The 22528-nt window shown below is 59.2% G+C and carries 19 protein-coding genes; 13 read left to right on the top strand and 6 right to left on the bottom strand.

What is annotated here, in order from left to right; translation table 11 throughout:
* The first annotated feature begins 19 nt into the window (after positions 1-19).
* The 4 genes from ISN39_RS25660 (at position 20) to ISN39_RS25645 (ending at position 4056) form a co-directional block, all read left to right on the top strand.
* The gene (locus ISN39_RS25660; protein WP_194730983.1) at positions 20-1300 is read left to right on the top strand and encodes an extracellular solute-binding protein; all 1281 of its coding nucleotides are present in this window, start codon (positions 20-22) and stop codon (positions 1298-1300) included.
* A gap of 64 nt (positions 1301-1364) precedes the next feature.
* The gene (locus ISN39_RS25655) at positions 1365-2243 is read left to right on the top strand and encodes a sugar ABC transporter permease (protein ID WP_194730982.1); all 879 of its coding nucleotides are present in this window, start codon (positions 1365-1367) and stop codon (positions 2241-2243) included.
* On the top strand, positions 2240-3067 hold the full coding sequence (locus ISN39_RS25650) for a carbohydrate ABC transporter permease (protein WP_194730981.1): 828 nt from the start codon (positions 2240-2242) through the stop codon (positions 3065-3067). The genes ISN39_RS25655 and ISN39_RS25650 overlap by 4 nt, the downstream gene beginning before the upstream one ends.
* A 5-nt stretch (positions 3068-3072) precedes the next feature.
* On the top strand, positions 3073-4056 hold the full coding sequence (locus ISN39_RS25645) for an ABC transporter ATP-binding protein (protein ID WP_194730980.1): 984 nt from the start codon (positions 3073-3075) through the stop codon (positions 4054-4056).
* 19 nt (positions 4057-4075) lie between these two features.
* On the opposite strand, the gene ISN39_RS25640 is transcribed toward ISN39_RS25645, so the two are convergent.
* Genes ISN39_RS25640 through ISN39_RS25620 form a run of 5 tightly spaced genes read right to left on the bottom strand, consistent with a single transcriptional unit; the run spans position 4076 to position 9184 of the window.
* Positions 4076-4813 (bottom strand): ABC transporter ATP-binding protein, encoded by a 738-nt coding sequence (locus ISN39_RS25640; protein WP_194730979.1) that lies wholly within the window; start codon positions 4811-4813, stop codon positions 4076-4078.
* Positions 4810-5655: an ABC transporter ATP-binding protein gene (locus ISN39_RS25635; RefSeq protein WP_194730978.1), complete on the bottom strand. Its 846-nt coding sequence runs from the start codon at positions 5653-5655 to the stop codon at positions 4810-4812. Before ISN39_RS25635 ends, ISN39_RS25640 begins: the two co-directional genes overlap by 4 nt.
* Positions 5642-6544, bottom strand: a complete 903-nt coding sequence (locus tag ISN39_RS25630; RefSeq protein WP_194730977.1) for an ABC transporter permease — start codon at positions 6542-6544, stop codon at positions 5642-5644. Before ISN39_RS25630 ends, ISN39_RS25635 begins: the two co-directional genes overlap by 14 nt.
* Positions 6541-7569, bottom strand: a complete 1029-nt coding sequence (locus ISN39_RS25625; RefSeq protein WP_194730976.1) for an ABC transporter permease — start codon at positions 7567-7569, stop codon at positions 6541-6543. The genes ISN39_RS25630 and ISN39_RS25625 overlap by 4 nt, the downstream gene beginning before the upstream one ends.
* A gap of 19 nt (positions 7570-7588) precedes the next feature.
* Positions 7589-9184: an ABC transporter substrate-binding protein gene (locus tag ISN39_RS25620; protein ID WP_194730975.1), complete on the bottom strand. Its 1596-nt coding sequence runs from the start codon at positions 9182-9184 to the stop codon at positions 7589-7591.
* Between the two features lie 140 nt (positions 9185-9324).
* Between ISN39_RS25620 and ISN39_RS25615 the strand changes: the two genes are divergently transcribed.
* From ISN39_RS25615 to kdgD, 3 genes are all read left to right on the top strand, one after another.
* Positions 9325-10026 (top strand): FadR/GntR family transcriptional regulator, encoded by a 702-nt coding sequence (locus tag ISN39_RS25615; protein WP_194730974.1) that lies wholly within the window; start codon positions 9325-9327, stop codon positions 10024-10026.
* A gap of 69 nt (positions 10027-10095) precedes the next feature.
* Entirely contained in the window at positions 10096-11076 is a 981-nt protein-coding gene (locus tag ISN39_RS25610) for a mannonate dehydratase (protein ID WP_194730973.1), read from the top strand.
* A 47-nt stretch (positions 11077-11123) separates the two neighbouring features.
* The gene (gene kdgD / locus ISN39_RS25605; protein WP_194730972.1) at positions 11124-12047 is read left to right on the top strand and encodes a 5-dehydro-4-deoxyglucarate dehydratase; all 924 of its coding nucleotides are present in this window, start codon (positions 11124-11126) and stop codon (positions 12045-12047) included.
* Positions 12048-12358: 311 nt separating this feature from the next.
* Here the strand turns inward: kdgD and ISN39_RS25600 are convergent, their stop codons facing one another.
* On the bottom strand, positions 12359-13693 hold the full coding sequence (locus ISN39_RS25600) for a dicarboxylate/amino acid:cation symporter (protein WP_194730971.1): 1335 nt from the start codon (positions 13691-13693) through the stop codon (positions 12359-12361).
* Positions 13694-13940: 247 nt separating this feature from the next.
* On the opposite strand from ISN39_RS25600, the gene ISN39_RS25595 reads away from it, so the two are divergent.
* The 6 genes from ISN39_RS25595 (at position 13941) to ISN39_RS25570 (ending at position 22496) form a co-directional block, all read left to right on the top strand.
* Complete coding sequence (locus ISN39_RS25595) at positions 13941-15803, top strand: sensor histidine kinase (protein WP_194730970.1); 1863 nt, start codon at positions 13941-13943, stop codon at positions 15801-15803.
* Positions 15800-17167 (top strand): sigma-54 dependent transcriptional regulator, encoded by a 1368-nt coding sequence (locus tag ISN39_RS25590; RefSeq protein WP_194730969.1) that lies wholly within the window; start codon positions 15800-15802, stop codon positions 17165-17167. The genes ISN39_RS25595 and ISN39_RS25590 overlap by 4 nt, the downstream gene beginning before the upstream one ends.
* Before the next feature lie 611 nt (positions 17168-17778).
* Positions 17779-18903, top strand: a complete 1125-nt coding sequence (locus ISN39_RS25585; protein ID WP_194730968.1) for a sugar ABC transporter substrate-binding protein — start codon at positions 17779-17781, stop codon at positions 18901-18903.
* A gap of 79 nt (positions 18904-18982) precedes the next feature.
* Positions 18983-20536, top strand: coding sequence for a sugar ABC transporter ATP-binding protein (locus ISN39_RS25580; protein WP_194730967.1), 1554 nt, complete (start codon positions 18983-18985; stop codon positions 20534-20536).
* On the top strand, positions 20533-21513 hold the full coding sequence (locus ISN39_RS25575; protein ID WP_074072158.1) for an ABC transporter permease: 981 nt from the start codon (positions 20533-20535) through the stop codon (positions 21511-21513). Before ISN39_RS25580 ends, ISN39_RS25575 begins: the two co-directional genes overlap by 4 nt.
* Positions 21510-22496, top strand: coding sequence for an ABC transporter permease (locus ISN39_RS25570; RefSeq protein ID WP_194730966.1), 987 nt, complete (start codon positions 21510-21512; stop codon positions 22494-22496). The genes ISN39_RS25575 and ISN39_RS25570 overlap by 4 nt, the downstream gene beginning before the upstream one ends.
* Positions 22497-22528: the final 32 nt, after the last annotated feature.

Here is a 22528-nt window from a genome sequence, read left to right as displayed (position 1 = left end):
CGTTCAGAGGAGGAACGTCATGACAAACCGCATCAAAGTCATTCTTGCCGGTGCGTCGGCGCTCGTAGCGCTGATTGCCGCAGGGCCGTTGCACGCAGAAACGACGCTCTCGTTCCTGATCGATAACAGCCCCGATACCGTCGCAGCCGCCGAGGCGCTGGTTGCAGCTTACGAGACGATCGCACCGGATGTAACGATCGAAATCGAGCAGCGGCCGGGTGGTGGCGAGGGCGACAACATCGTCAAGACGCGGCTGGCGACAGGCGAGATGTCGGATGTCTTCCTGTACAATTCCGGCTCGCTGATGCAGGCGCTGAAACCTGCACAGACGCTGGCCGACCTCAGTGATCTTTCGTCGCAGGCAAAAGTAGACGAGAGCTTCAAGGCCGTGGTCCGCGCTGACGGCAAGCTATACGGCGTTCCCTTCGGAACGGCGATGGCTGGCGGGATCCTCTACAACAGAAAAATCTATCAGGACCTCGGCCTGCCCGTCCCGAAGAGATGGGCCGATTTCATGGCCAACAACGAAAAGGTGAAGGCGGCCGGCAAAGTCGCTGTTGCCCAGACCTATCGCGACACCTGGACCTCCCAGCTCTTCGTTCTGGCGGACTATTACAACCTGCATCAAGGCGCGCCGAACTTCGCAAACGACTATACGGCCAACAAGGCGAAATACGCGACGACGCCTGCGGCCATGAAAGGTTTCGAGCGCCTGAAGGAGGTTCATGACGCCGGCCTGATGAACGAGGATTTCGGTGCAGCAAGCTATGACGACGGCCTTAGGATGGTGGCGACAGGCGAAGCCGCCCATTATCCGATGCTCACCTTTGCCGTCGGCGCTTTGAAGCAGAACTATCCGGAAAATCTTGAGGGTGTCGGCTTCTTCGCGCAGCCGGGGGACGATGCGGCCAAGAACGGTCTAACGGTCTGGATGCCGCCTGCCCTTTATGTCCCGCTCGCCAGCCAGAACGCGGATGAAGCCCGGAAATTTGTGGATTTCGCCGGAAGCGTCGAAGGCTGCAAGATCATGGTTGAAACCAACACGGCCCAAGGTCCGTCCCTCGTCGACGGATGCGCGCTGCCGGCCGACGTCCCGCCCGCGGTGAAGGACATGCTCCCCTATTTCGAAGCGAAGGCGACTACGCCGGCGCTGGAATTCGTGTCGCCGATCAAGGGACCGGCCCTTGAACAGATAACCGTCGAGGTCGGGTCCGGCATCCGCCAGCCAGCCGAGGCGGCCGCGCTTTATGACGATGACGTGCGCAAGCAGGCAAAGCAGCTCGGTCTACCCAACTGGTAGTGGCCCTTCGGGAAAGCTGACCTCGCCCTTCACGGGCGAGGCCCACCCGATCGAAGAGGTAAACATGACCGAAACACGCCTCCGCTCACGCAAATCGCCCTATCCCTTGTGGTTTTTTCTTCCTGCCGCAGCCGTCTACGGCGTGCTGTTTGTCGTCCCTACGGTGTCTTCTCTCTGGTTCAGCCTCACACGTTGGGATCTTTCGAGCGCCGAGTTCATTGGATTGGAGAACTTCCGACAGTTCTTTTCCGAGCCGTTTCTGGTCAAGGGCCTCGTCAACACGCTGATCTATGCCTTAACGACATCCGGACTGAAGACGATATGCGGGCTCCTGCTCGCCGTGCTGCTGACCGGTAATATTTTCGCTCGAGGCTTCCTGCGCACGCTCGTTTTCTTTCCAGTTCTGGTATCGACAATCGGCATCGGCATTGCCTTTACCGTGATGATGCACCCGACAAAGGGCATCATCAATGCCATGCTTGAAACGCTCGGCATTCCCGGACCAGGCTGGCTGACCAATCCGGCGCTTGCTCTTTTTTCCGTGGCGCTCGTCGATCTCTGGAAGGGCGTGGGTCTTGCCACCTTGATTTTTATCGCCGGCCTGGCAGCAATCAGCCCCGATTACTACGAGGCTGCCAGAATTGACGGTGCCACACGTTTCCAGCAGTTCTGGCGCATCACTCTGCCTCTTGTGCGTCCGGCGACGATCACCGTCATCACGCTGTCGTTGATCGGTGGCCTCCGGTCGTTCGATCTCATTTGGGCGATGACACGCGGTGGGCCGGGCTTTTCCTCGGATGTGATCGCGTCGGTCATTTATAAGCAGTATCAGGCGGGATTCTACGGTTTGTCGACTGCGGGCAATGTCATCCTGTTTGCGCTGATCGCCATCATCATTCTACCGCTTACCGTGTGGCTCAACCGGCGCGAGGTCGAACAATGAGACAGATGCGGCCCTATACGAGCGGCGCGATCGCACTTGCTCTCGCCACGGTCATCTTCGTGCTGCCGTTCGTGTTCATTGCGCTCCAGGCGGTCAAGTCGAAATCCGAGGCATCCCGGCTCGACTTCACGCTCCCGGAACAGTGGCTGTTCTGGGACAATCTCGCAGCAGTGTTCCAGGCGCGCGACTATCAGCTCGTGCTGGCATATTTCAATTCGACGCTGATCACCGTCGTCTCGGTCACCATACTGATACTGTTTTCGGCGATGGTCGGCTATGTCATGCAGCGCCGCAGAACCCGCTGGAATGCCGTTGCCTCGGGTGCGCTCTTCATGGGACTGATGATGCCACCGGCTGTCGTTCCGACGATCGGACTGCTTCAGGAAATCGGCCTCTTCAAGACCATTACCGGAATGATCCTGATCCAGGTCGCCTATAATCTCTCGTTCTCGACCTTGCTCTACCGATCGTTCATTTCGACCATTCCCCGCGATCTCGATGAGGCGGCACTGATCGATGGGGCAAAGCCTTGGCAGATATTCTTCCGGGTGATCCTGCCTTTGCTCAAGCCGGTGACGGTGACCAATATTGTCGTGCAGTCGATCGCGATCTTCAATGATTTCACGAACCCGCTCTATTACCTGCCAGGCAAAGAGAACGTCACCGTGCAGCTGACGCTCTATAATTTCCAGAGCATGTACACGAGCCAGTACAACCTGCTCTTCATGAACATCCTGCTCGTTACGGTCCCTCCCCTCATCGTTTTCATCTTCTTCAACAGGCAGATCGTGGCAGGCATGACTGCCGGCGCAGTGAAAGGTTAGTGCAAATGGCCGAGCTCACCCTCACCCGGATTTGCAAGAGCTTTGGCGCCCTTGATGTCATCAAGGGCATCGATCTGGAGGTGCGTTCCGGTGAATTCGTCGTATTTGTCGGGCCGTCTGGATGCGGAAAATCCACGTTGCTGCGGATCATTGCCGGGCTGGAAGACTCGACGTCCGGCATGCTGACGATAGGCGGCCAGGATGTCACGGACGCCGAACCATCGAAGCGCGGTATCGCCATGGTGTTCCAAAGCTATGCGCTTTATCCGCATATGACGGTTGCGGAAAATATCGGCTTCGGGCTTTCGCTTGCCCGCCGCCCGAAATCCGAGATCGAGGCCAAGGTCCGCGCAGCAGCCGAGACCTTGCAGCTCATCCATTTGCTCGACCGCAAGCCGAAGGCGCTTTCCGGCGGGCAAAGGCAGCGCGTTGCCATCGGCCGCGCGATCGTTCGTGATCCGAAGGTCTTCCTGTTCGACGAGCCGCTCTCGAACCTCGACGCATCTTTGCGAGCCCAAATGCGGCTTGAGATTGCAGAACTCCATACCCGCCTGAAGACAACCATGATCTACGTTACCCACGACCAGGTCGAGGCGATGACGATGGCCGACAAGATCGTCGTCTTGAACGGTGGCAAGGTCGAGCAGGTGGGCAGCCCGATGGAACTCTACCGCAAGCCGGCGACGCCCTTCGTCGCGGGCTTTATCGGCAGCCCGAAGATGAACCTTTATACGGGCGAGATTGCGCAGCGCTTCGGGTGCCAGACCTACGGGATCCGACCCGAGCATATTCGCCTTTCCCAAGCTAAAGGCGCGTGGCAAGGCAGGGTTAGACATATCGAGCGCCTCGGCGCCGATGCCATCCTCTATCTGGATGTTCCGCAAATCGGCGAAATGGTGGTGCGCGCCGAAGGAGAGACCGCCTTTGCAACAGGTGCCACCGTTTGGGCAAGTCCGGTGGAAGGCGCGGCGCACAGATTCGGCGCATAGCCGGCTCGTCGAGCCGGAATCAGAGAAAACTTGCCTCGAAAAGTTCGCGTGAGTAATCGGCATGGGTGACGCCTGATTGAAGATCGGCTTTCGTCAGTTCATCGACGAAAGCACCATCTTTCATGATAAGCACCCTGTCGCACATGTGCGCGATCACTGCGAGATCGTGGCTCACGAGCACATAGGTCAGCCCATGCTCGTCGCGCTTGTCTGCAAGAAGATTGAGGATCTCGGCCTGAACGGAGACGTCGAGTGCCGAGGTTGGCTCATCGAGCAGCAGGATCGGCGGCGACAGGATAAGAGCCCGCGCAATGGCAACGCGCTGACGCTGGCCTCCCGACAATTCATGGGGAAACCGGTTGGCAAAGCTGTCGGGCAGTCCCACCTGCCGTAGCGCCTTTTGAACGGCAGACCAGCCATCACCGTGTCCCATCGAGCGGAGAGGCTCGGCCAGGGCCGTCCCGATGCGATGACGCGGATGAAGCGAACCATAGGGATCCTGAAACACCATTTGAGCGCACTTCAGCTCATTTCGCGACCGGATCTTTCCGATTGCCTTGCCGTCGAGTTCTATTGAACCCGTCCATCCCTGCTCGATACCGGCCAGAGCCCGCAGGACCGTTGATTTGCCGCAGCCGGATTCCCCGACGATGCCAAGCGTTTCGCCCTTGCCGACCTCAAAGCCTACCCCTCTTACGACGTGGTTGCGCGTTTTGCCCGCACCATAGACAACATCGAGATTGCTGATCCTGATCATTGCGCCGCCTCTGCTTCCAATGCCTTCCTGTCCAGTACTTTCAGTCTGCGGACCGGATGACGGGGGTCGGGAAGCGCCGCAATCAGGCCACGGGTATAGGGATGCCGGGCGTCATCGAGGCTCGTGAGCGTTTCAACGACACGACCCGCATACATGACCAGGATCCGCTGGCAGAAAGCCGCGACCATGCGGATATCGTGGCTGATGAGGATGAGGCCGGAATCATTTTCCCGCACCAGTTCGTCGAGCAGGACGAGGACGTCCTTCCTGACACTGACATCGAGTGCCGACGTAGGCTCGTCGGCAATGACCAGCTTCGGCTTGGCAAGCAGCATCATCGCAATCATCACGCGCTGACCCATGCCGCCGGATATCTGATGCGGGTAAAGTGCCATGACGCGGTCTGCATCACTGATCCTGACGCGTTGGAGCATGCTTCTTGCACTCTCCATCGCTTGAGCGCGACCAAGGCCAAGATGAAGCCTTGCCGCCTCCGCCACCTGCCTGCCGATGGTCAGCACCGGATTAAGCGAATAGCGTGGATCTTGCATGATAAGCGCCATCTCCTTGCCGCGCAGTGCACCCATCTGCCGTTCGGTCTTTTCAAGCAGCGGACTGCCGGCAAGATCGAAACGCTCCGCCGAGATCGCGGCGCTCGGCGAAAGAAGGCGCATGATCGCCCGTCCGGTAGTCGATTTTCCGGAACCGGATTCGCCCACAATTCCTAGCCTTTCCCGCCCCAGGTCGAAGCTGACTTCGCTTACGGCCGGTATTGAACTGCGCCCAAAGCGCACGTTCAAATTCCGGACGGAAAGGATTGTTGAGGTTTCACGATCTTGCATGGCGCGGATCCAGGATATCGCGCAGCGTATCGCCGGCGATGTTGAAGGCGAGGCTCGTGAGCAAGATGGCAATGCCCGGCATGACGGCAACCCACCAGTAATCGAGCATGAACTTGCGTCCGCTTGATATCATCGCGCCCCATTCGGGCGCCGGCGGCTGCGCGCCAAGCCCGAGGAAGCCGAGCGATGCCGCCGTCAGGATGATGCCGGCCATATTGAGCGTCAGGCGCACGATCACCGACGGGACGCACATGGGTGCGATGTAGAGAAGCAATATTCTCAAGGAAGACGCTCCATAAAGGCGGGCTGCGGCGACGTAATCGGCGTTGCGGACGACCAAGGCCTCGGCTCGGGCAAGCCGGGCAATCGGCGGCCAGGCCGTTAAGGAGATCGCGATGATCGCCGTGTTCAATCCCGCTCCCAGGGCGGCGGCAAATGCAAGGGCAAGGATCAGCGAGGGAAAGGACAGGACGATATCGGTTGCACGCATCAAGATTGCGTCTGTCCGACCGCCGAAAAAGCCGGATACGATGCCGATGAGCAAACCCACAGGGCCGACAATTATGGATATCGAGAGAACAGTCTGAATGGTGATCCTTGTCCCATAGACGAGGCGGCTGAAGATATCGCGTCCAAACTCATCTGTCCCTGCAAGATGTGCAAGGCTGGGCGGCTGCAGTGCATCACTCAGCATTTGGACATTTGGATCATAAGGCGCAAGCGCCGGCGCAATGATTGCGACGATGCAAAGCACGGCGAGGATGAGGAAGCCGGAGAGACCGAGCGGCTCGTCGGCAAGCTGGCGTCCGGCGCGAGCGAGCGAGGCGGCGATGCGGACCGGGATTGGCGGCCGCCTGATCTCGCTTTGAGAGTGAAGCGCGTCGGTCATTGCGTGGCCTCCCGGGTGCGCGGATCAAGCAGCGCATAGGCAATGTCTGCTACAAAGTTGAGGAACATGAAGATGAAGCCAACGATGATTGTTGCGGCCAGGATGGCGTTCATATCGCCGATCATCAACGCATTCGTCATGTATTGACCGATCCCCGGCCATGAAAAGACGATCTCGGTCACGACGGCGCCTTCCAGAAGATTTCCATAGGAAATCGCAAGGACGGTGATCAGCTGCACGGCAATGTTCGGCAGAACATGACCGATCACCGTATTCGCCGGCCCGACCCCTTTGGCTCGCGCTGCGATGACGTAGTCCTGATTGAGCTGCTCAAGTGTAAAGCTGCGGGTCATGCGGGTGATGTATGCCATCGCGGCGTAAGCAAGGATGATGGCTGGCAGAATGATGTGCGAGAGCGCATTCCAGAAAATTTCGGGCTCGCCTTCAAGCAGGCTGTCCAACAGCATCAGACCGGTCCTTGGGGTTACGATACCCTCGTAATAGACATCGACCCTGCCCGGACCGCCGACCCAGTTAAGCCCGGCATAGAAAATTACCAGCCCGACGATACCGAACCAGAAGACCGGTATCGAATGACCAACGAGAGCCACGACCCGCGCCGTCTTGTCGATCCAGCTGTCGCGGAAAAGTGCTGCCGCAAGTCCGAGCGGCACACCTATGAATGTCGATATGATGACCGCCAGGGTGGCAAGCTCAAACGTTGCCGGAAATGCCTGCGCCAGATCCTTCGAAACGGGATTGCCAGTCAGGATTGCCGTTCCGAAATCACCCTGCAGCAAGCCCGTCAGATAAATGAAGAACTGCTGATAAAGTGGCAGATCAAGCCCAAGGCGCGCGCGCATCGCCGCGTAGGCGGCAGGGTCGGCAAGCTCGCCGACCACTGCGCCGACGGGATCGGCGGGCATGACGCGGCCGATCACGAAGGTGACGCAAAGCAGTATGAACAGACTGACGATGAGTTGGAGGACGCGCCTTCCAAGCTCACTCGTGGACAATTCCTTCATGATCGGCTGCCTGCCTCGGTTATTCGGTTTCTGCCTTGGTCACGGCTTCAAGTCGCGTCGTCATGTTCGGGTGGCCGACATAGTCTTTAACGCGCGCATTAAGAACGATCGGCTCATAACGCTCGAAGAGCGGCAGCACTGCCGGTTTGAGGTCGACGAACATCTTTTGCATTTCGACATAAAGCTCGCCGCGTTTCTTGGCATCCGGCTCCAGCGAAGCCTTTGCGGTCAGCTTCGTCAGTTCGGGGATATCCCAGGCCGAGCGCCAGACGAAGTTGCCGGCGTTGTTTGCCTCCTTCGAATTGTCCGGATTGCTGGAGAACTGCTCCATCGAGCCAAGGACGTTCGGCATGTAGGCGCCTGTCTGCGGGATCAGGAGGTCGAAATCGCGGGCACGGTGGGCCGCGATGATCTCCGATCCATTACCCTGCTGGATATTGACCTTGATGCCGATCTGCGCAAGCGAGGCCTGGATAGCTGTAGCAAGATCGATACGCGGCGTCTGCGCGATCGTCTTCAAAGATAGCGAAAAGCCATCCTTGAACCCGGCCTCCGCCAGCAGCGACTTGGCCTTTTCGACATCGAGATGCCAGTCAGGGCTCGAAATGGCATATTCGTAATTCTGCGGCACCGGCACCGTCCGCACCCTGCCGTAAGGCCCCATGATCGTCTTTTCGATGCCGGCATAATCGATGCCGTAGGCAATCGCCTCGCGGACCTTTGGATGAGACAGATATTGGTTTCCGGCATTCATGGACAGCACATAGAACCCCCCGGTCGGCACGCGCTGAATTTGGAATCCCTGCTTATTTTGAAACGTCGCAAGATCAGATGCGCTCAATGCGCTTGCAATGTCGATGTCGCCGCGCTCCAGCATCAGGCGCTCGACCTGGCTTTCGGGAACATGCCGGATAACGACGCGCCGCATCTTCGGTTCGCCCCCGACATAATCCTTGTTGACGTCCAGGATGACGATCTCGTTGGGTGTCCAGCGATTGAGCGTGAAGGGCCCCGAACCGGCAGAGTTCGTGCGCAGCCACGCGTTTCCATAGTCGTTATCCTTGACGTGCTTCTCAACCTCGACGCTGTCGACAACGCTGGTAGTCACCATGGCGAGACGATAGAGAAGCAATTCCGGGGTAACCTCGCCCGAAAGATCAATGCGCACTGTACGCTCATCGGGTGCCGTCACCAGCTTTTCAACATTGTCAGCATTGTAGCCGACTCGCTTCAGGTTGGCCGCAGCCGCCTGGTTCATCTTGAGGAGACGCGTCAGCGAAAAAACAACATCCTTGGATGTCACGGGATTACCGGAGGCAAACGCCGCTTCCCTGAGCTTGAACGTGATCCCTTTGTCATCGATCGCCCAGCTCTCTGCCAGTTGCGGTGCGATCTTGCCCCCCGGCGTCGCCAGGACCAGACGGTCATAGAGATTGCACATGATTTCATTGGCCTTGCCTTCCGTCGCCTGCTGCGGATCAAGCGACAACACCTGGGCAAGCGACGTGCCGATGACGAGTTGGTCCTTCGGCGTTTCGGCTACGGCGGCAGAAGCAGTCAGCGCCAGCAAGCTGATGGCGGCTCCAACGAATAGCCCCTTACGAAAATGCTTCATTTCAATTCCTCCCTGGTCTACTATAGAAGACATATTATGTCATCGGTATGTCGTATTATGATTTACAGAACTTCCCGCGGGTTGGCAAGAGCCGCCCCTGGGCATTTGCGACAGGCGCTGTGAGGGGTTGGGATTTAAGAATGCGACGGAGCCGAGAAAGACTTGCACAGCAGTTGATCGATCAGATGCGTGCCCAGATCGAATCAGGAAAGCTCAAAGAGGGCGACCAGTTGCCCACCGAGCCGCAACTGGAGGCGACTTTCGGCGTGAGCCGCACCGTTGTTCGCGAAGCCATCGCGGATCTTCGCTCAGCGGGCTATGTCCGGCCGATCCAGGGAAAGGGAGTGTTCGTCAGCAATCCATCGGCACAAAAGGCGTTTTCGTTAACGCCGGTAGAAATCAAGAGCATCCCGGAAACCCTTGAATTGCTTGAATTTCGCATGGCCGCAGAGGGAGAAGCGGCAGCCATTGCGGCCTATCGAAGAACAGCTGAACAAGAGGCTGCGATCCGTACAGCCAACCGCAAGATGGCCCAGATGATCGAAGATGGCGCCCCCACTGTTGAAGCAGATTACGAGTTTCACATGGCGATCGCAGCGGCGACGAATAACCGCTTCTATGTCGACGTTTTGCGGCATTTCGGGCCTCGCGCCATCCCCAGAGGGCAGTTCCCGACGCTGCCCGAGGCTCATGATCGCGCCTACCTCGACAAGGTCCACGCAGAACACATCGAGATCCTTGAGGCCATTGCGGATCAGGAGCCCGAGCGGGCGCGGCAGGCCATGCGCGCGCATTTGCTTGCCAGCCAGCGGCGCTACCGGATGCTGGCCGAACAGCAATAAGATACTCGACACCTCTCAAAATTCATATTATGTCATACGACATTACTGAATTGGAGAGGATTTCAAAACATGTATGTTGGAACCCAGGTCGCGGTTCGGGACGACGACGATTTCCGTGTTTTCGCACAGCTCGGGCTGAAGCATATCTGCGCCGACCCACCCGGACCGCCTGCGAGCTGGACCCTTGACGATTTGGAACGCCACCGCGACAAGGTCGAGAGCTTCGGATTGATTCTCGATATGGTCCAGCTGCCCCTTCCCTCGCGGCCGATCGAGAACGCCTCTTATCCAGATATTCTTCTTGCTGGTCCTAAGCGTGATCGTCAGATCGATGCCGTCTGCAGACTGATCGAGGATATTGCCGCCGCAGGCATTCCAGCGGCGAAGTACAACCTCAATCTGATCGGCATCCCCCGCACGCCGATGGAACCGGGCCGCGGCGGCTCGATGAACGAGGCCTTTCGCTGGGAGAAAGTCGATCAGGCGGCGGCGCCGGGCCTAGCCGGGGAGCTTTGCGAGGACGAAAACTGGGAAAGAATCGATTATTTCCTCAAGCGTGTCGTGCCGGTTGCCGAAACCAATCGCGTGCGGCTCGCCTGCCATCCGCATGATCCCTACACGCCCCCCGGCTATCGCGGCGTCACCCGCGTCCTTGGGACGGTCGACGGTCTGAAGAAATTCGTGACCATGCACGAAAGCCCCTATCACGGACTGAATTTCTGCCAGGGGTCGATCGGCGAGATGCTTGAGAACCCGCGTGAAGAAATCGATGACATCATCCGCTGGTTCGGAACGCGCGGAAAAATTTTCAATGTCCACTTCCGCAACATCAGAGGCGGAAAACTGTCCTTCATGGAAACCTTTCCCGACGAGGGCGACATGGACATGGTCCGCTCTGCACGGGTCTACAAGGAGGTCGGCTACAAATACATGCTGATGCCCGACCACGTCCCGACGATCAGCGGCAAGGATCCTTCCGGCGTCGCCTTTGCCTTTTGCTACGGCTACATCGCAGCGCTCATCGAAGCGCTTGAGACAGCGTCTGTTTAAGCCGATCCCGCATCCCTTCATCAATGAACATCGAACAGGAATGAACAATGGATCCAATTGAACTCAAGCGAGCGGTGGGCAGCGGGCTCCTCTCCTTCCCGGTCACACATTTCCAGCAAGATCTCAAATTCGACGAGGATGCTTACCGCAAACACATCGAATGGCTGGCCGGCTATGACGCAGCCGCTTTGTTCGCCGCGGGCGGTACAGGCGAATTCTTTTCGCTCAATCCGCAGGAAATTCCCTCGGTCGTGGCGGCGGCAAAAGGATCGGCTGGGAAAACACCGATCATCTCCGGCGCCGGATACGGCACCTCGCTTGCAATCGACATCGCGAAATCCGCCGAAAAAGCCGGCGCAGACGGTCTATTGCTTTTGCCGCCCTATCTGATGTTCAGCGAACAAGCCGGCCTCATCAACCATGTGAGGGCCGTCTGCAAATCGGTCGGCATCGGTGTCATCGTCTATAACCGTGATAATGCGGTCTTGACGGCGGACAGCATTGCAAGGCTTTGCGATGAGTGCCCGAACCTCATCGGCTTTAAAGACGGCGTAGGTGATGTCGACAAGGTGATCGAGATCACAACCAAGCTTCAGGACCGTCTGGTCTATGTCGGCGGCATGCCGACGCATGAGGTGTATGCGCAGGCCTATTTTGCAGCCGGCGTCACCACTTACTCCTCGGCCGTGTTCAATTTCGTGCCGGCGCTCGCCCACCGTTTCTATCAGGCGCTTCGCTCAGGCAATCAGCCTGTTGTCGACGAGATCCTGAAGAATTTCTTCTTTCCCTTTGTGGCGTTGCGCAATCGCAAGAAAGGTTACGCGGTCTCGATCATCAAGGCGGGGCTGCGGGTGCTTGACCGGGACCCCGGCCCCGTCCGCCCGCCGCTTATTGATCTCAGCCCGGAAGAGACGGCGCTGCTTGAGCGTATCGTTCAGGCAAACGACATCGACAAAATCGCAGCGGAATGAAGAGGCAGCAGGCTATACGGTGCCCTCCCAGCCGTCCTGAACAACCTCTTCAAGAACGGGCGCGCGGCATTTATTGGACCCGCGCGGTCGTCTGCTGACCAGGCTTTTAGCCTAACGGCAGGATCAGCACATCGCGCGGCGAAATTTCGATCTAAACGCTCCCTTCCCTCGGCAAGCTCCACCCTGGTCGCCTGCGCGTTGCGCATCCGATTGACGAACCAGAGAATGCTGCCTTTTTCGCCTTTGTGGAGGCGGGAAAGCCGCGCCCTCTTCAGAGCGCGGCGACTTCTCGATCAGTGACACCTCAGTCCTTATTCGGCAGCCTGCAGTGCCGGCACGCTCACGTCACCATTCTCCGGCAACTCACCGGCCATTGCCGCAGCAAACTTCGTCTGGTCCAGTTCGTTCTCCCAGCGCGCGACGACAACGGTGGCGACTGCGTTTCCGACGAAATTCGTCAACGCGCGGCATTCCGACATGAAGCGGTCGATGCCGAGGATGAGCGCCATGCCGGCGACGGGAACCGACGGAACGACCGAGAGCGTGGCAGCGAGCGTGATGAAGCCCGCGCCGGTGATGCCTGCAGCACCCTTCGAACTCAGCATGGCGACCAGCAAGAGCAGGATCTGGTCGGCGAAGGACAGCGGCGTGTCTGTCGCCTGGGCGATGAACAGGGCTGCAAGCGTCATATAGATGTTGGTTCCGTCGAGATTGAAGGAATAGCCGGTCGGGATCACCAGCCCGACGACGGAGCGTTTGCAGCCGGCTTGTTCCATCTTCGCCATGAGGCCGGGAAGGGCTGCTTCCGACGACGACGTACCCAGAACAAGCAGCAGTTCTTCCTTGATGTAGCGGATCAGCGCCAGGATCGAGAAGCCGTTGTAGCGGGCAACCCCGCCAAGCACGACGAGCACGAAAAGCAGCGATGTCAGATAGAAGGTGCCGATGAGCATGGCAAGGTTGGCGATCGAACCGATGCCATATTTGCCGATCGTAAAGGCCATCGCACCGAAGGCTCCGATGGGGGCCGCCTTCATCAGGATCGCCACGAGGCGGAAGATCGGCGTCGTCAAAGCCTGCAGGAAATCCACCACCGGCCGGCCGCGGTCGCCGACCATGGCGAGCGCAATACCGAACAGCACCGAGAAGAACAGCACCTGCAGGATGTCGCCGTCGGCAAAAGCACCGACGATGGTCGTCGGGATGATGTTCATCAAGAAGCCGGTAATGGTCGAGTCATGGGCTTTTTCGGCATAGGTCGCAACCGCCTTGGCGTCGAGCGTGGCCGGATCGATATGCATGCCCGCACCCGGCTGGATGACGTTGGAAACGACAAGACCGACGGCAAGTGCGAGCGTCGAAAAGACGAGGAAGTAGATCATCGCCTTGCCGGCGACGCGCCCGACCTTGTGCAGATCGGACATGCCGGCGATACCGGTTGCCACCGTCAGGAAAATGACCGGTGCGATGATCATCTTGACGAGCTTGATAAAGGCATCGCCAAGCGGTTTCAGCGCCGTGCCGACCTCGGGGTAGAAGTGCCCGAGCAGCATGCCTGCACAGATGGCGAAAACGACCTGCACATAGAGATGCCGGTAGAATGGAACTTTGCCGCGCGCCGGCGCGGCTGGAATTGCTACACCCATAGTGTCCTCCATAAAGCCCCAAACCGACAATGGCCTCCCGGGGCGGATGATGCGGATATCTGGTAATTCAACAGCCACCCGGCTGTTTGCAGACACTTTGCAACGGGCGTGCCAGTTTGCTTTTATGCCTCTAAAGCGCTGTTTTTTCGTATCTTCTTGAAAAGCCGCTCAGGAAAGCGAGCTCGCTTGGGCGTCTTTTCGCACAAAGTGATTTGACCATTGTGCGAGATTGCGCACATTCTCCGTCATGCTTCAGCGATCAACCACAGACAACGTTCGAACCCCGCCGGACGTCATTCCCCAGGCGCGCCGTGCCTGGATCCTGTTCTTAGCTGCATCTGCGATCCTGATTGCGGCAGCGCTCGTAGGCGCCGAACTTTACGGGCGCCGGTCGGCGATCGAAGGGCTGGAAAGCCAGGCCCGCACCGACGCCAATCTCAAGGTCGCTTTGCTGACGGCCGTTCTGGAGCGCCCTCGCGCCCTGCCGCTTCTTCTTTCGGAGGATCAACAGGTTCTCGACGCCCTTTCGTCTGCAAAGAGCGGCACGACCGATCTCTTGAACCGCAAGCTGGAGCGGCTCGTCACCGGCACGCAAGCCGCCGTGCTTTATGTCATCGGTCCGGACGGGATAGCCGTCTCCTCAAGCAACTGGCGCGAGCCGATCAGTTTCGTCGGAAACGACTACGCGTTCCGTGACTATTTCCGTCGCGCGATGGAGCAAGGCACGGCTGAGCACTTCGCGCTTGGCAGCGTCAGCAAACGTCCCGGCCTTTACATCTCCCGCAGGGTCGGCAGCGCGGCTGCTCCGCTCGGCGTCGTGGTCGTCAAAATGGAATTCGACCGCCTGGAAAACGACTGGCGTGACGCAAGCAGGCCCGTTTACGTGACGGACAACCACGGGGTCGTTCTGATCACGAGCATTCCTTCCTGGCGTTTCATGACCACCGGGCCGGTACCGCAGCAGGATCTTGCATCCATTCGAAGCAGTCTGCAGTTCGGAGATGCACCGCTGGCAGAGCTTCCCATCATGCATCCGTCAACCATCGGCCCGGACGCATCCATTGTTTCTGCCGTCCTGCCCGGCGGCGGAGAGGCCCAGTATCTGCGCCTCTTTGCGGCCGTTCCGACGACGCCATGGCGGCTGGAATATTTAGTTCCAACCGAAATGCCGGTCGCGTCGGCCGTGCGGGAGATGCGGCTTCTCGCACTGGCGTTTTTGCTGCCCATTCTCGCAATCGCGGCCTTTTTGCTGAGACGGCGGCAGGTCTCCGTGATGAGGATCGCCAGCGAACAGGCCATGCGCGAGGAACTGGAGCGCCGGGTCGTTGCCAGGACAGATGAACTGAGTCGCGCTCGCGATCGCTTGCAGGCGGAAATTTCCGATCATCGCGATACGGAGGCGAAGCTGCAAATCGTGCAACAGGAGCTCGTGCAGGCGAACCGGCTCGCCATCCTCGGGCAGGTTGCAGCCGGCGTCGCCCATGAGATCAATCAGCCGGTTGCCACGATCCGCGCTTACGCAGATAACGCCCGCGTCTTCCTCCAGCGGAAAGAGCCAAGTTCGGCCGAGGAGAATTTAGGCGCCATTGCTCAGCTCACCGAAAGAATCGGCACGATTACCGAGGAATTGAAAGCCTTTGCGCGCAAGGGGAGAACGGCTGCCGAACCCGTTGAGCTTAGCACCATCATCGAAGGCGCCGTCGTCTTGCTGAAGAGCCGGTTTGCCGGGCAGTTGAACGCACTCGACATCCGAATGCCGCCACCGGGTCTCTTCGTCATGGGCAATCGGATCCGGCTGGAGCAAATCCTGATCAATCTCTTCCAGAACGCCCTTGAGGCGCTCGAAGGCCGCGACGACGCGAAGGTGGAGATATCCGTTGCAGAAACGCCCGAGCAGGTCGCCATCGCCGTTTCGGATAATGGACCCGGCATTCCACCGGCAATTCTCGACACTCTTTTTACGCCGTTCCATACATCCAAGGAAAAAGGCTTGGGCCTCGGGCTTGTCATTTCAAAGGACATTGTTGCCGACTACGGCGGCCGGATCGATGTTACAAGCAGCGGCAACGGCACATGTTTTACAGTCCACCTTATGAGGGCAACGGCATGAGGGATGCGTTATCGATCTTTCTCATCGACGATGACAAGGACCTTCTTCGGGCCACCAAGCAAACCTTGGAGCTTGCGGGCTTTAAAGTTTCAGCCTTTTCGGTGGCAAGTGAAGCGCTCGGTGCCCTTAACGCCGATTTTGCAGGCGCGGTCGTTTCCGATATCCGCATGCCGCAGATTGACGGCCTGCAGCTTTTCGATCGCGTGCGGAAGGAAGATGAGGACCTGCCGGTCATCCTGATCACCGGCCACGGCGATATTCCAATGGCGGTGAAGGCCATTCAGGACGGCGCCTACGACTTCATCACCAAACCGTTTGCAACCGACAGGCTGGTGCAAGCAGTCAAGAGGGCGGTGGAAAAACGCAGCCTCGTTCTGGAGAATAGGGCGCTGCGCCGGGCCGCCGACCAAGCTCGGGACGACCTGCCGCTGATCGGCCAGACACCGACCATGGAGCGGCTGCGCCGGACCTTGCGCCAGATCGCCGATACCGAGGTCGATGTGCTCGTCACGGGCGAGACCGGCAGCGGCAAGGAGGTGGTCGCCAGCCTGCTGCATCGATGGAGCCGCAGAGCGTCGGGCAACTTCGTTGCGCTCAACTGCGGGGCGCTACCCGAGACGGTCATAGAGAGCGAGCTCTTCGGCCATGAGCCAGGCGCCTTTACCGGAGCGCAAAAGAAGCGCGTCGGGCGCATCGAGCATGCAAGCGGCGGCACGCTTTTTCTCGACGAGATCGAGAGCATGCCTCCATCGACCCAGGTGCACATGCTGCGCGTTCTCGAGATGCGGGAAGTGACGCCGCTCGGCACCAATGAGGTCAGGCCCGTCGACCTGCGCGTCGTCGCCGCCGCAAAGGTGGATCTTGGAGACCCGGAACAGCGTGGGGGTTTTCGTGAGGATCTCTATTATCGGCTCAATGTGGTCACGATCTCGATCCCGCCGCTTAGAGAACGCCGAGACGACATCCCCCTCCTCTTTGGCCATTTTGCCGAACGCGCGGCGTCCCGGTTCAAACGCGAAGTTCCGGCGATCTCGTCAGCCGTTCAACGTCATTTGCAGGGTCACGGCTGGCCAGGCAACGTGCGCGAGCTGTCGCACTTTGCCGAACGCTTCGTCCTCGGCGTTGAGCAGTTACCGGCAAGTACACGGCCGTCGGCACCTGAGACGGGCGAAGTGCTTCCGCTGCCCGATAGACTGGACCGCTATGAAGCCAGCATCATCCGTGAGGCGCTCGATGCCAATGGCGGCGACGTCCGCCGCACGATTGCGGAGCTCGGCATACCGCGCAAGACTTTTTACGACAAGCTCCAGCGCCACGGCATCGTCCGCAGTCAATTCGCAGCATCCAAATCCGGGCAGATTTAAACGGAGCTAGCAAATTCCACCGGAGCGGCTGCGTCCGGCCCGTTTAGGCAATAGCAATGCCTCAACACTGGCCGGCCAGAGTTTGCCGCGCAACGCTTCTGCAAGCTCTTCGTGTTTGGCAAGATTGAAAACCAATATGGCTGCACCGCGTTTTGCCTGATGCGCGATGCCTCCAAATAGGCCTCGAACCCCGCGGAGGGCTTGGCCGTGGCTCCACAACGGCCGCATGGGCACAGACGGCCTTCATCCGCGCCGCTAGGTTGTGGCATATCCAGTGCCGGTTTAAAGGTCCGCGCCACGGAAAGGCCGCAGCAGAAAGACCCGCCATCAATCTCGGTTTGGACATCGATTGCTCAAAAATGCAATGCTTCTGAATCGCAAGAATCCCTGACAGAGCAGGTCATTCCAGGCCGCTTTACAATCATGGTTGGCAGCGCTAGCATCGCCCGCATGACGCAGGGGAGAGGAGCCCGTCTGACGTCATCTGGATAGCGTATCGACATGCCTTGCCGGACCGGCACCCGACTGCAGAAAACAATCCGCAGCGGAACGTCGATGATGCCGACACCCATTCGATGCCAGTCCAAGCACGGCAACAATGGGAGGATTCGATGTATAAGACATTGGTCGGCGGCATCCTGGCCGCGGCTGCATTCACGCTTTCCCACTCCACGGCCCTTGCAGAGCCGGAAATCGTCAGCGGGCCTGCGGCCGAAGCTGACTGCTTCGTGCCGTGGGCGGCAGAAACCAAGTTCTTCAAGTTTCCAAAGAAGGACGGCCCCTACCGCATAGCGCTCGCCAACGGCTATATCGCCAATACCTGGCGCATCCAGATGATCCAGACGGCGAAAGCCTATGCCGCGCAGCCGGATGTCGCCTCAAAACTCAAGGAGTTCAAGGTCGTTTCGACCGGCGAGGACGTGCCTGCGCAAATTTCGGCAATCAACAACTTCATCGATTCAGGCTATGACGCCATCGTCGTCAATGCGCAGAACCCGACGGCATTCGGACCGGTCATCAAGCGCGCCAAGCAGGCCGGCGTCATCCTGGTCGCCTTCGACAACATCCTTGACACCGAAGACGCAATCAACGTCAACGTCGATCAGAAGGGCCTCGGCGTATTGTGGGCAAACTGGCTGGCAAAGCACCTGCCTGACGGCGGCAAGGTTCTCGAAGTGCGCGGCGTTGCCGGCACCTCGGTCGATACCGATCGTCACAACGGTATTCACGAAACCTTTGCTGCGACCGGCAAGAAATGGGATGTCGTCGAAGTGCTCGGAAAATGGGACGATCCGACAGCACAAAAGGCGACCGCTGACGCAATTGCCGTGCACAAGAAATTTGACGGCATCACCGCGCAGGGCGGCGATACCGGCGTCGTACAGGCGATGATCGATGCCGGACATCCGTTTGTGCCTTTCGGGGGAGAGACCGAAAACGGCTTTCGCAAGTTCTGCGCCAAGCATGCCGCCGAGGGCCTGAAATGCTCCTCGGCCGGTACGGGACCCGCACAGGTGGCGGTTGCCATCAAGACGGCGATTGCTGCGCTTGAAGGAAAGGTCGTGCCGCAATCCATCAAGCTGCCGCTGGCAATTGTTGAAGACCCGAATTTCAAGGAAGGCCAGGACTTTTATCCCGATCAATCCGACAACTTCTTCGTCGGCAATGCCTTCCCGACCTGCGGCATCAACTTCACCGCGCAGGAGATCATGGGGCAGTCGAAGGAAAACCAGTAGACCGGGTCCAAGCCGCTCGCTTGAACGGCGCGTCGCGGGTGCCCGCGACGCGCCAGAAAAACCGGTTTCGAGGAACCTTATGATCACATCAGAATTACCGGCGGCAACGCCCCTCTTCCAGATGAGCGGTGTTTCGAAGCGTTACGGCGGCGTTCACGCACTGGAAAATGCCGAACTTGCCGTCAAACCCGGGCGGATTCACGCTATTCTCGGCGAGAATGGCGCGGGAAAATCGACCCTTATCAAGATCATGGCAGGTGTCGTCGCGCCCGATGAAGGCCAAATGTTGCTGAACGGACGCCCGGTCAGCTTCAGGTCCCCCGCCGAAGCCTCCGCTGCCGGGGTCACCTGTGTGTTCCAGGAGCTTTCGCTCATCCCCGACCTGAGCGTTGCCGACAACATCTGCATCGCCGCGCCGCCGCGCCATTTCGGCCTGATCAACCGCAGGGCCCAGCGTGCGATCGCCGAGGAGATGCTGGCCCGGGCAGGCGCCGAAGACATCCATCCGCGGGCGCTGGTCAAGGATCTGTCATTGTCGCGTCGGCAACTGGTCGAGATCGCCAAGGCGCTCGCATGGAAGCCGCGCATTCTTATTCTCGACGAGGGAACGTCGGCGCTGACGGCAGCTGACGTCGCCAAGGTTTTTTCCGTCCTGAGGCGACTACGATCCGAGGGCTTGGCGCTGCTTTACATTTCACACCGCATGCAAGAGATCGCCGAACTGGCCGATGAATGCACGGTTTTGCGCAATGGCCGCAATGTCATGAGCTTTGCGGCCGGAACGCGCAGCGGCAGCGAGATCGTCGAAATGATGATCGGCCGTGAATATTCCAGCGCCTTCCCGCCGAAGCCGGCGCGAGCGGCAACCGATACGGCTCCTCCCCCTCTTGAGTGCCGCAAGCTCTGCTGGGGGGACAGCCTGCGCGACATTTCTCTTACCGTCGGCAGAGGCGAGGTGGTCGGCCTTGGCGGTCTGGACGGGCAAGGACAGCGCGAAATGCTGCTTGCCCTTTTCGGCGTGCTTCGCGGCACCATCGGCTCCGTCCTTGTCGATGGCAAGCCCGTCGCACTCACCAGTCCGGCAGTCGCACGCTCAAAGCATATAGGCATGGCTCTGATCCCCGAGGACCGCAAGACCGAAGGATTGATGCTGCCGATGACGGTTCGGGAAAATCTCTCCTTCGCGGTGCTGGACCGGGTATCCAAGGGTGGCGTCATAGATCGGCAAAAGGAAGAACAGCTGATCGACGAGATGGTGCAGTTGCTGGCGATCAAGACGGCAGGCCTCGACATTCCGGTCGGCGCGCTTTCTGGCGGCAATCAGCAAAAGGTCGTCATTGCCAAGTGGCTGATGCGCCGGCCTCGGATCGTGCTGCTCAACGACCCCACACGCGGCATCGATGTCGGCACCAAACAGGAAATTTACCAGTTGCTGCGGCGGCTTGCCGAGGCAGGCGCGGCCATTCTTTTTTATTCGACGGATTACGATGAACTGATCGGCTGCTGCGATCGCGTTCTCGTGTTTTATAACGGCAGCATCGTGCGCGAACTGAGGGACGACGGCATTACACAGCATGCTTTGGTCGCAAGCGCGCTCAATGTCGAGGGCGAGAAGGCGGAGAGCGCGGCATGAAGGAATGGCGTTACCGGTTGAACGAACGGCGCAGCACGCTGATGGCAGCCGGTATTTTCCTCGTCATGTTTGCCATCTATGTCTCCAACCATCCGGCCGGTTTAACGGCCAACGTCGTGCAGACCGCCGCCAACAAGGGTGTTCTGCTTGCCTTTGTCGCGATGGCGCAGACGCTGGTCGTGATCACGGCGGGCATCGACCTATCCGTCGGCATGATCTTCATCCTTACCAATGCGCTGGCCTCCTGGATCGTTCTTGGAACGGCGATCGAAACGGCCTTCGGCGTGATCGCCGTTCTGGCCACCGGTCTTTTCTGCGGGGCATTGAACGGCCTGATCGTCATTTATGGGAGATTGCAGCCGATTGTCGCCACCATCGCGACGGGCGCGGTCTTCTTCGGGATCGCCTTGCTGCTGCGGCCCTTTCCCGGCGGCTCGGTCAATGAGGAACTGGCAGATATCATGACCGGAAAGATATTCGGCACTGTGCCCGCCAGCCTGGTTGCCCTGGCTGCCATCGTTCTCATCATTTGGGTGCCGTTCAGCCGGTCTGTCATCGGACGGACGGCTTATGCATCCGGCTCGTCGGAGACCGCAGCCTATATGTCCGGACTACCGATCCGCCGCGCCAAGTTTACTGCCTATGCGCTGGCCGGCCTTCTTGCCTCGATCGGCGGTCTGTTTCTCACATTCTTCACTTTCACAGGCGAGGCAGCCCTTGCAAGCGGCAATGCCTACACGCTTTTCTCGATCGCCTCGGTCGTCCTTGGCGGCGTATCCCTTTTTGGCGGCAAGGGCAGCGCGATCGGTGCGATATTCGGAGCGCTCGCCTTCCGCACCATCGGCGACCTGCTTTTCGTCTTCGATTTCGATCCGCTGTGGCAGCCTCTGTTCCAGGGTGTGGTGCTGCTCGTCGCCGTCAGCCTCGGAGCCTTCGGATTGTTCCGCGTCCGCAATCGCCTGGAGTGGTTCGGATGAGCAACGCAGCGCGAGAAGAGCCGGTGAGCTCTCTGCCTAAATTCGTGCGGCGGCTCGATCCGGCGATCGCGACGGCCTTCGGCTGCATCATCCTTTTGCTGATCATCGGCAGTTTTTATTCGACGAGTTTCCTGTCGCCCGAATATCTCCTGCAGCAGTTGAAAGTGGCATCCTTCCTTGGCGTCATTGCCACCGGCATGATGATCGTCATCTTGCTCGGCCAGATCGATCTTTCCGTTCCCTGGTCGGTCGCCGTTGGCGGAATGATGGCTTGTGCTGCGGCCGCATATGGTCCTGCAGGCGAGATGCTTGCTATTCCCTTCGGAATTGTCTGCGGCATGGCAATCGGCCTCGCCAACGGGATCGGCGTCGCTTATCTGCGCATTCCCTCGATGATCATCACGCTTGCGACCAACGCCGTCGCTCAGGGGTTGATGGTCCTTTATACTGGTGGCTTCTCACCACAGGATTCGGCTACATTTGCCATGCGTTATCTGGCAACCGGCTTTCTTCTCCCCGGCATACCCAATGCCGTGCTCATCTGGGCCGTGATCGGTGCCGGCACGGTCTTTGCCCTCACGCGCACGACATTCGGCCGCTCCGTCTACGGCATCGGCAACCGCGAGAGCGCGGCCTATCTATCCGGCATCAACACCCGCCGGATCGTCCTGATCGCCTTCATCGCCTCCGGTGCCCTTAGCGCCTTTGGCGGCGGCCTGCTTGCCGGCTATGCGTCGAAGGCGGCCCAATCGATGGGCGATGCTTATCTTTTGCCCTCGATCGCCGCCGTCGTCCTCGGCGGAACATCCATTCTCGGCGGCAGGGGCTCCTACCTCGGCACAGTCGCCGGCGTGATCTTAATCACCCTCCTGCAATCGATCCTCTCGGTCATGCAGATGCCGGAGGCAGGACGGCAGATCATCTACGGCGTAGTCATCATCGCCATGCTGCTGCTTTACGGCCGCGGCCCTGCCAACCGGTGACCCGCGGCCCTACCGGATTTATCCGCTGGCAA

Source organism: Rhizobium sp. 007 (assembly GCF_015353075.1).
GTDB lineage: Bacteria > Pseudomonadota > Alphaproteobacteria > Rhizobiales > Rhizobiaceae > Rhizobium.
Note: the sequence above shows the minus strand (reverse complement) of the source record. Positions and strands in the feature narration are given on the sequence as shown.

What these genes read in the sequence shown, in the direction of transcription:
- ISN39_RS25650 (WP_194730981.1), top strand. Translation starts at nt 2,240, where the DNA reads ATGAGACAGATGCGGCCCTATACGAGCGGCGCGATCGCACTTGCTCTC.
- ISN39_RS25585 (WP_194730968.1), top strand. Translation starts at nt 17,779, where the DNA reads ATGTATAAGACATTGGTCGGCGGCATCCTGGCCGCGGCTGCATTCACG.
- ISN39_RS25580 (WP_194730967.1), top strand. Translation starts at nt 18,983, where the DNA reads ATGATCACATCAGAATTACCGGCGGCAACGCCCCTCTTCCAGATGAGC.
- ISN39_RS25630 (WP_194730977.1), bottom strand. Translation starts at nt 6,544, where the DNA reads ATGACCGACGCGCTTCACTCTCAAAGCGAGATCAGGCGGCCGCCAATC.
- ISN39_RS25600 (WP_194730971.1), bottom strand. Translation starts at nt 13,693, where the DNA reads ATGGGTGTAGCAATTCCAGCCGCGCCGGCGCGCGGCAAAGTTCCATTC.
- ISN39_RS25655 (WP_194730982.1), top strand. Translation starts at nt 1,365, where the DNA reads ATGACCGAAACACGCCTCCGCTCACGCAAATCGCCCTATCCCTTGTGG.
- ISN39_RS25615 (WP_194730974.1), top strand. Translation starts at nt 9,325, where the DNA reads ATGCGACGGAGCCGAGAAAGACTTGCACAGCAGTTGATCGATCAGATG.
- ISN39_RS25660 (WP_194730983.1), top strand. Translation starts at nt 20, where the DNA reads ATGACAAACCGCATCAAAGTCATTCTTGCCGGTGCGTCGGCGCTCGTA.
- ISN39_RS25640 (WP_194730979.1), bottom strand. Translation starts at nt 4,813, where the DNA reads ATGATCAGGATCAGCAATCTCGATGTTGTCTATGGTGCGGGCAAAACG.
- ISN39_RS25620 (WP_194730975.1), bottom strand. Translation starts at nt 9,184, where the DNA reads ATGAAGCATTTTCGTAAGGGGCTATTCGTTGGAGCCGCCATCAGCTTG.
- ISN39_RS25575 (WP_074072158.1), top strand. Translation starts at nt 20,533, where the DNA reads ATGAAGGAATGGCGTTACCGGTTGAACGAACGGCGCAGCACGCTGATG.
- ISN39_RS25635 (WP_194730978.1), bottom strand. Translation starts at nt 5,655, where the DNA reads ATGCAAGATCGTGAAACCTCAACAATCCTTTCCGTCCGGAATTTGAAC.
- ISN39_RS25625 (WP_194730976.1), bottom strand. Translation starts at nt 7,569, where the DNA reads ATGAAGGAATTGTCCACGAGTGAGCTTGGAAGGCGCGTCCTCCAACTC.
- ISN39_RS25610 (WP_194730973.1), top strand. Translation starts at nt 10,096, where the DNA reads ATGTATGTTGGAACCCAGGTCGCGGTTCGGGACGACGACGATTTCCGT.
- ISN39_RS25595 (WP_194730970.1), top strand. Translation starts at nt 13,941, where the DNA reads ATGCTTCAGCGATCAACCACAGACAACGTTCGAACCCCGCCGGACGTC.
- ISN39_RS25590 (WP_194730969.1), top strand. Translation starts at nt 15,800, where the DNA reads ATGAGGGATGCGTTATCGATCTTTCTCATCGACGATGACAAGGACCTT.
- ISN39_RS25570 (WP_194730966.1), top strand. Translation starts at nt 21,510, where the DNA reads ATGAGCAACGCAGCGCGAGAAGAGCCGGTGAGCTCTCTGCCTAAATTC.
- kdgD (WP_194730972.1), top strand. Translation starts at nt 11,124, where the DNA reads ATGGATCCAATTGAACTCAAGCGAGCGGTGGGCAGCGGGCTCCTCTCC.
- ISN39_RS25645 (WP_194730980.1), top strand. Translation starts at nt 3,073, where the DNA reads ATGGCCGAGCTCACCCTCACCCGGATTTGCAAGAGCTTTGGCGCCCTT.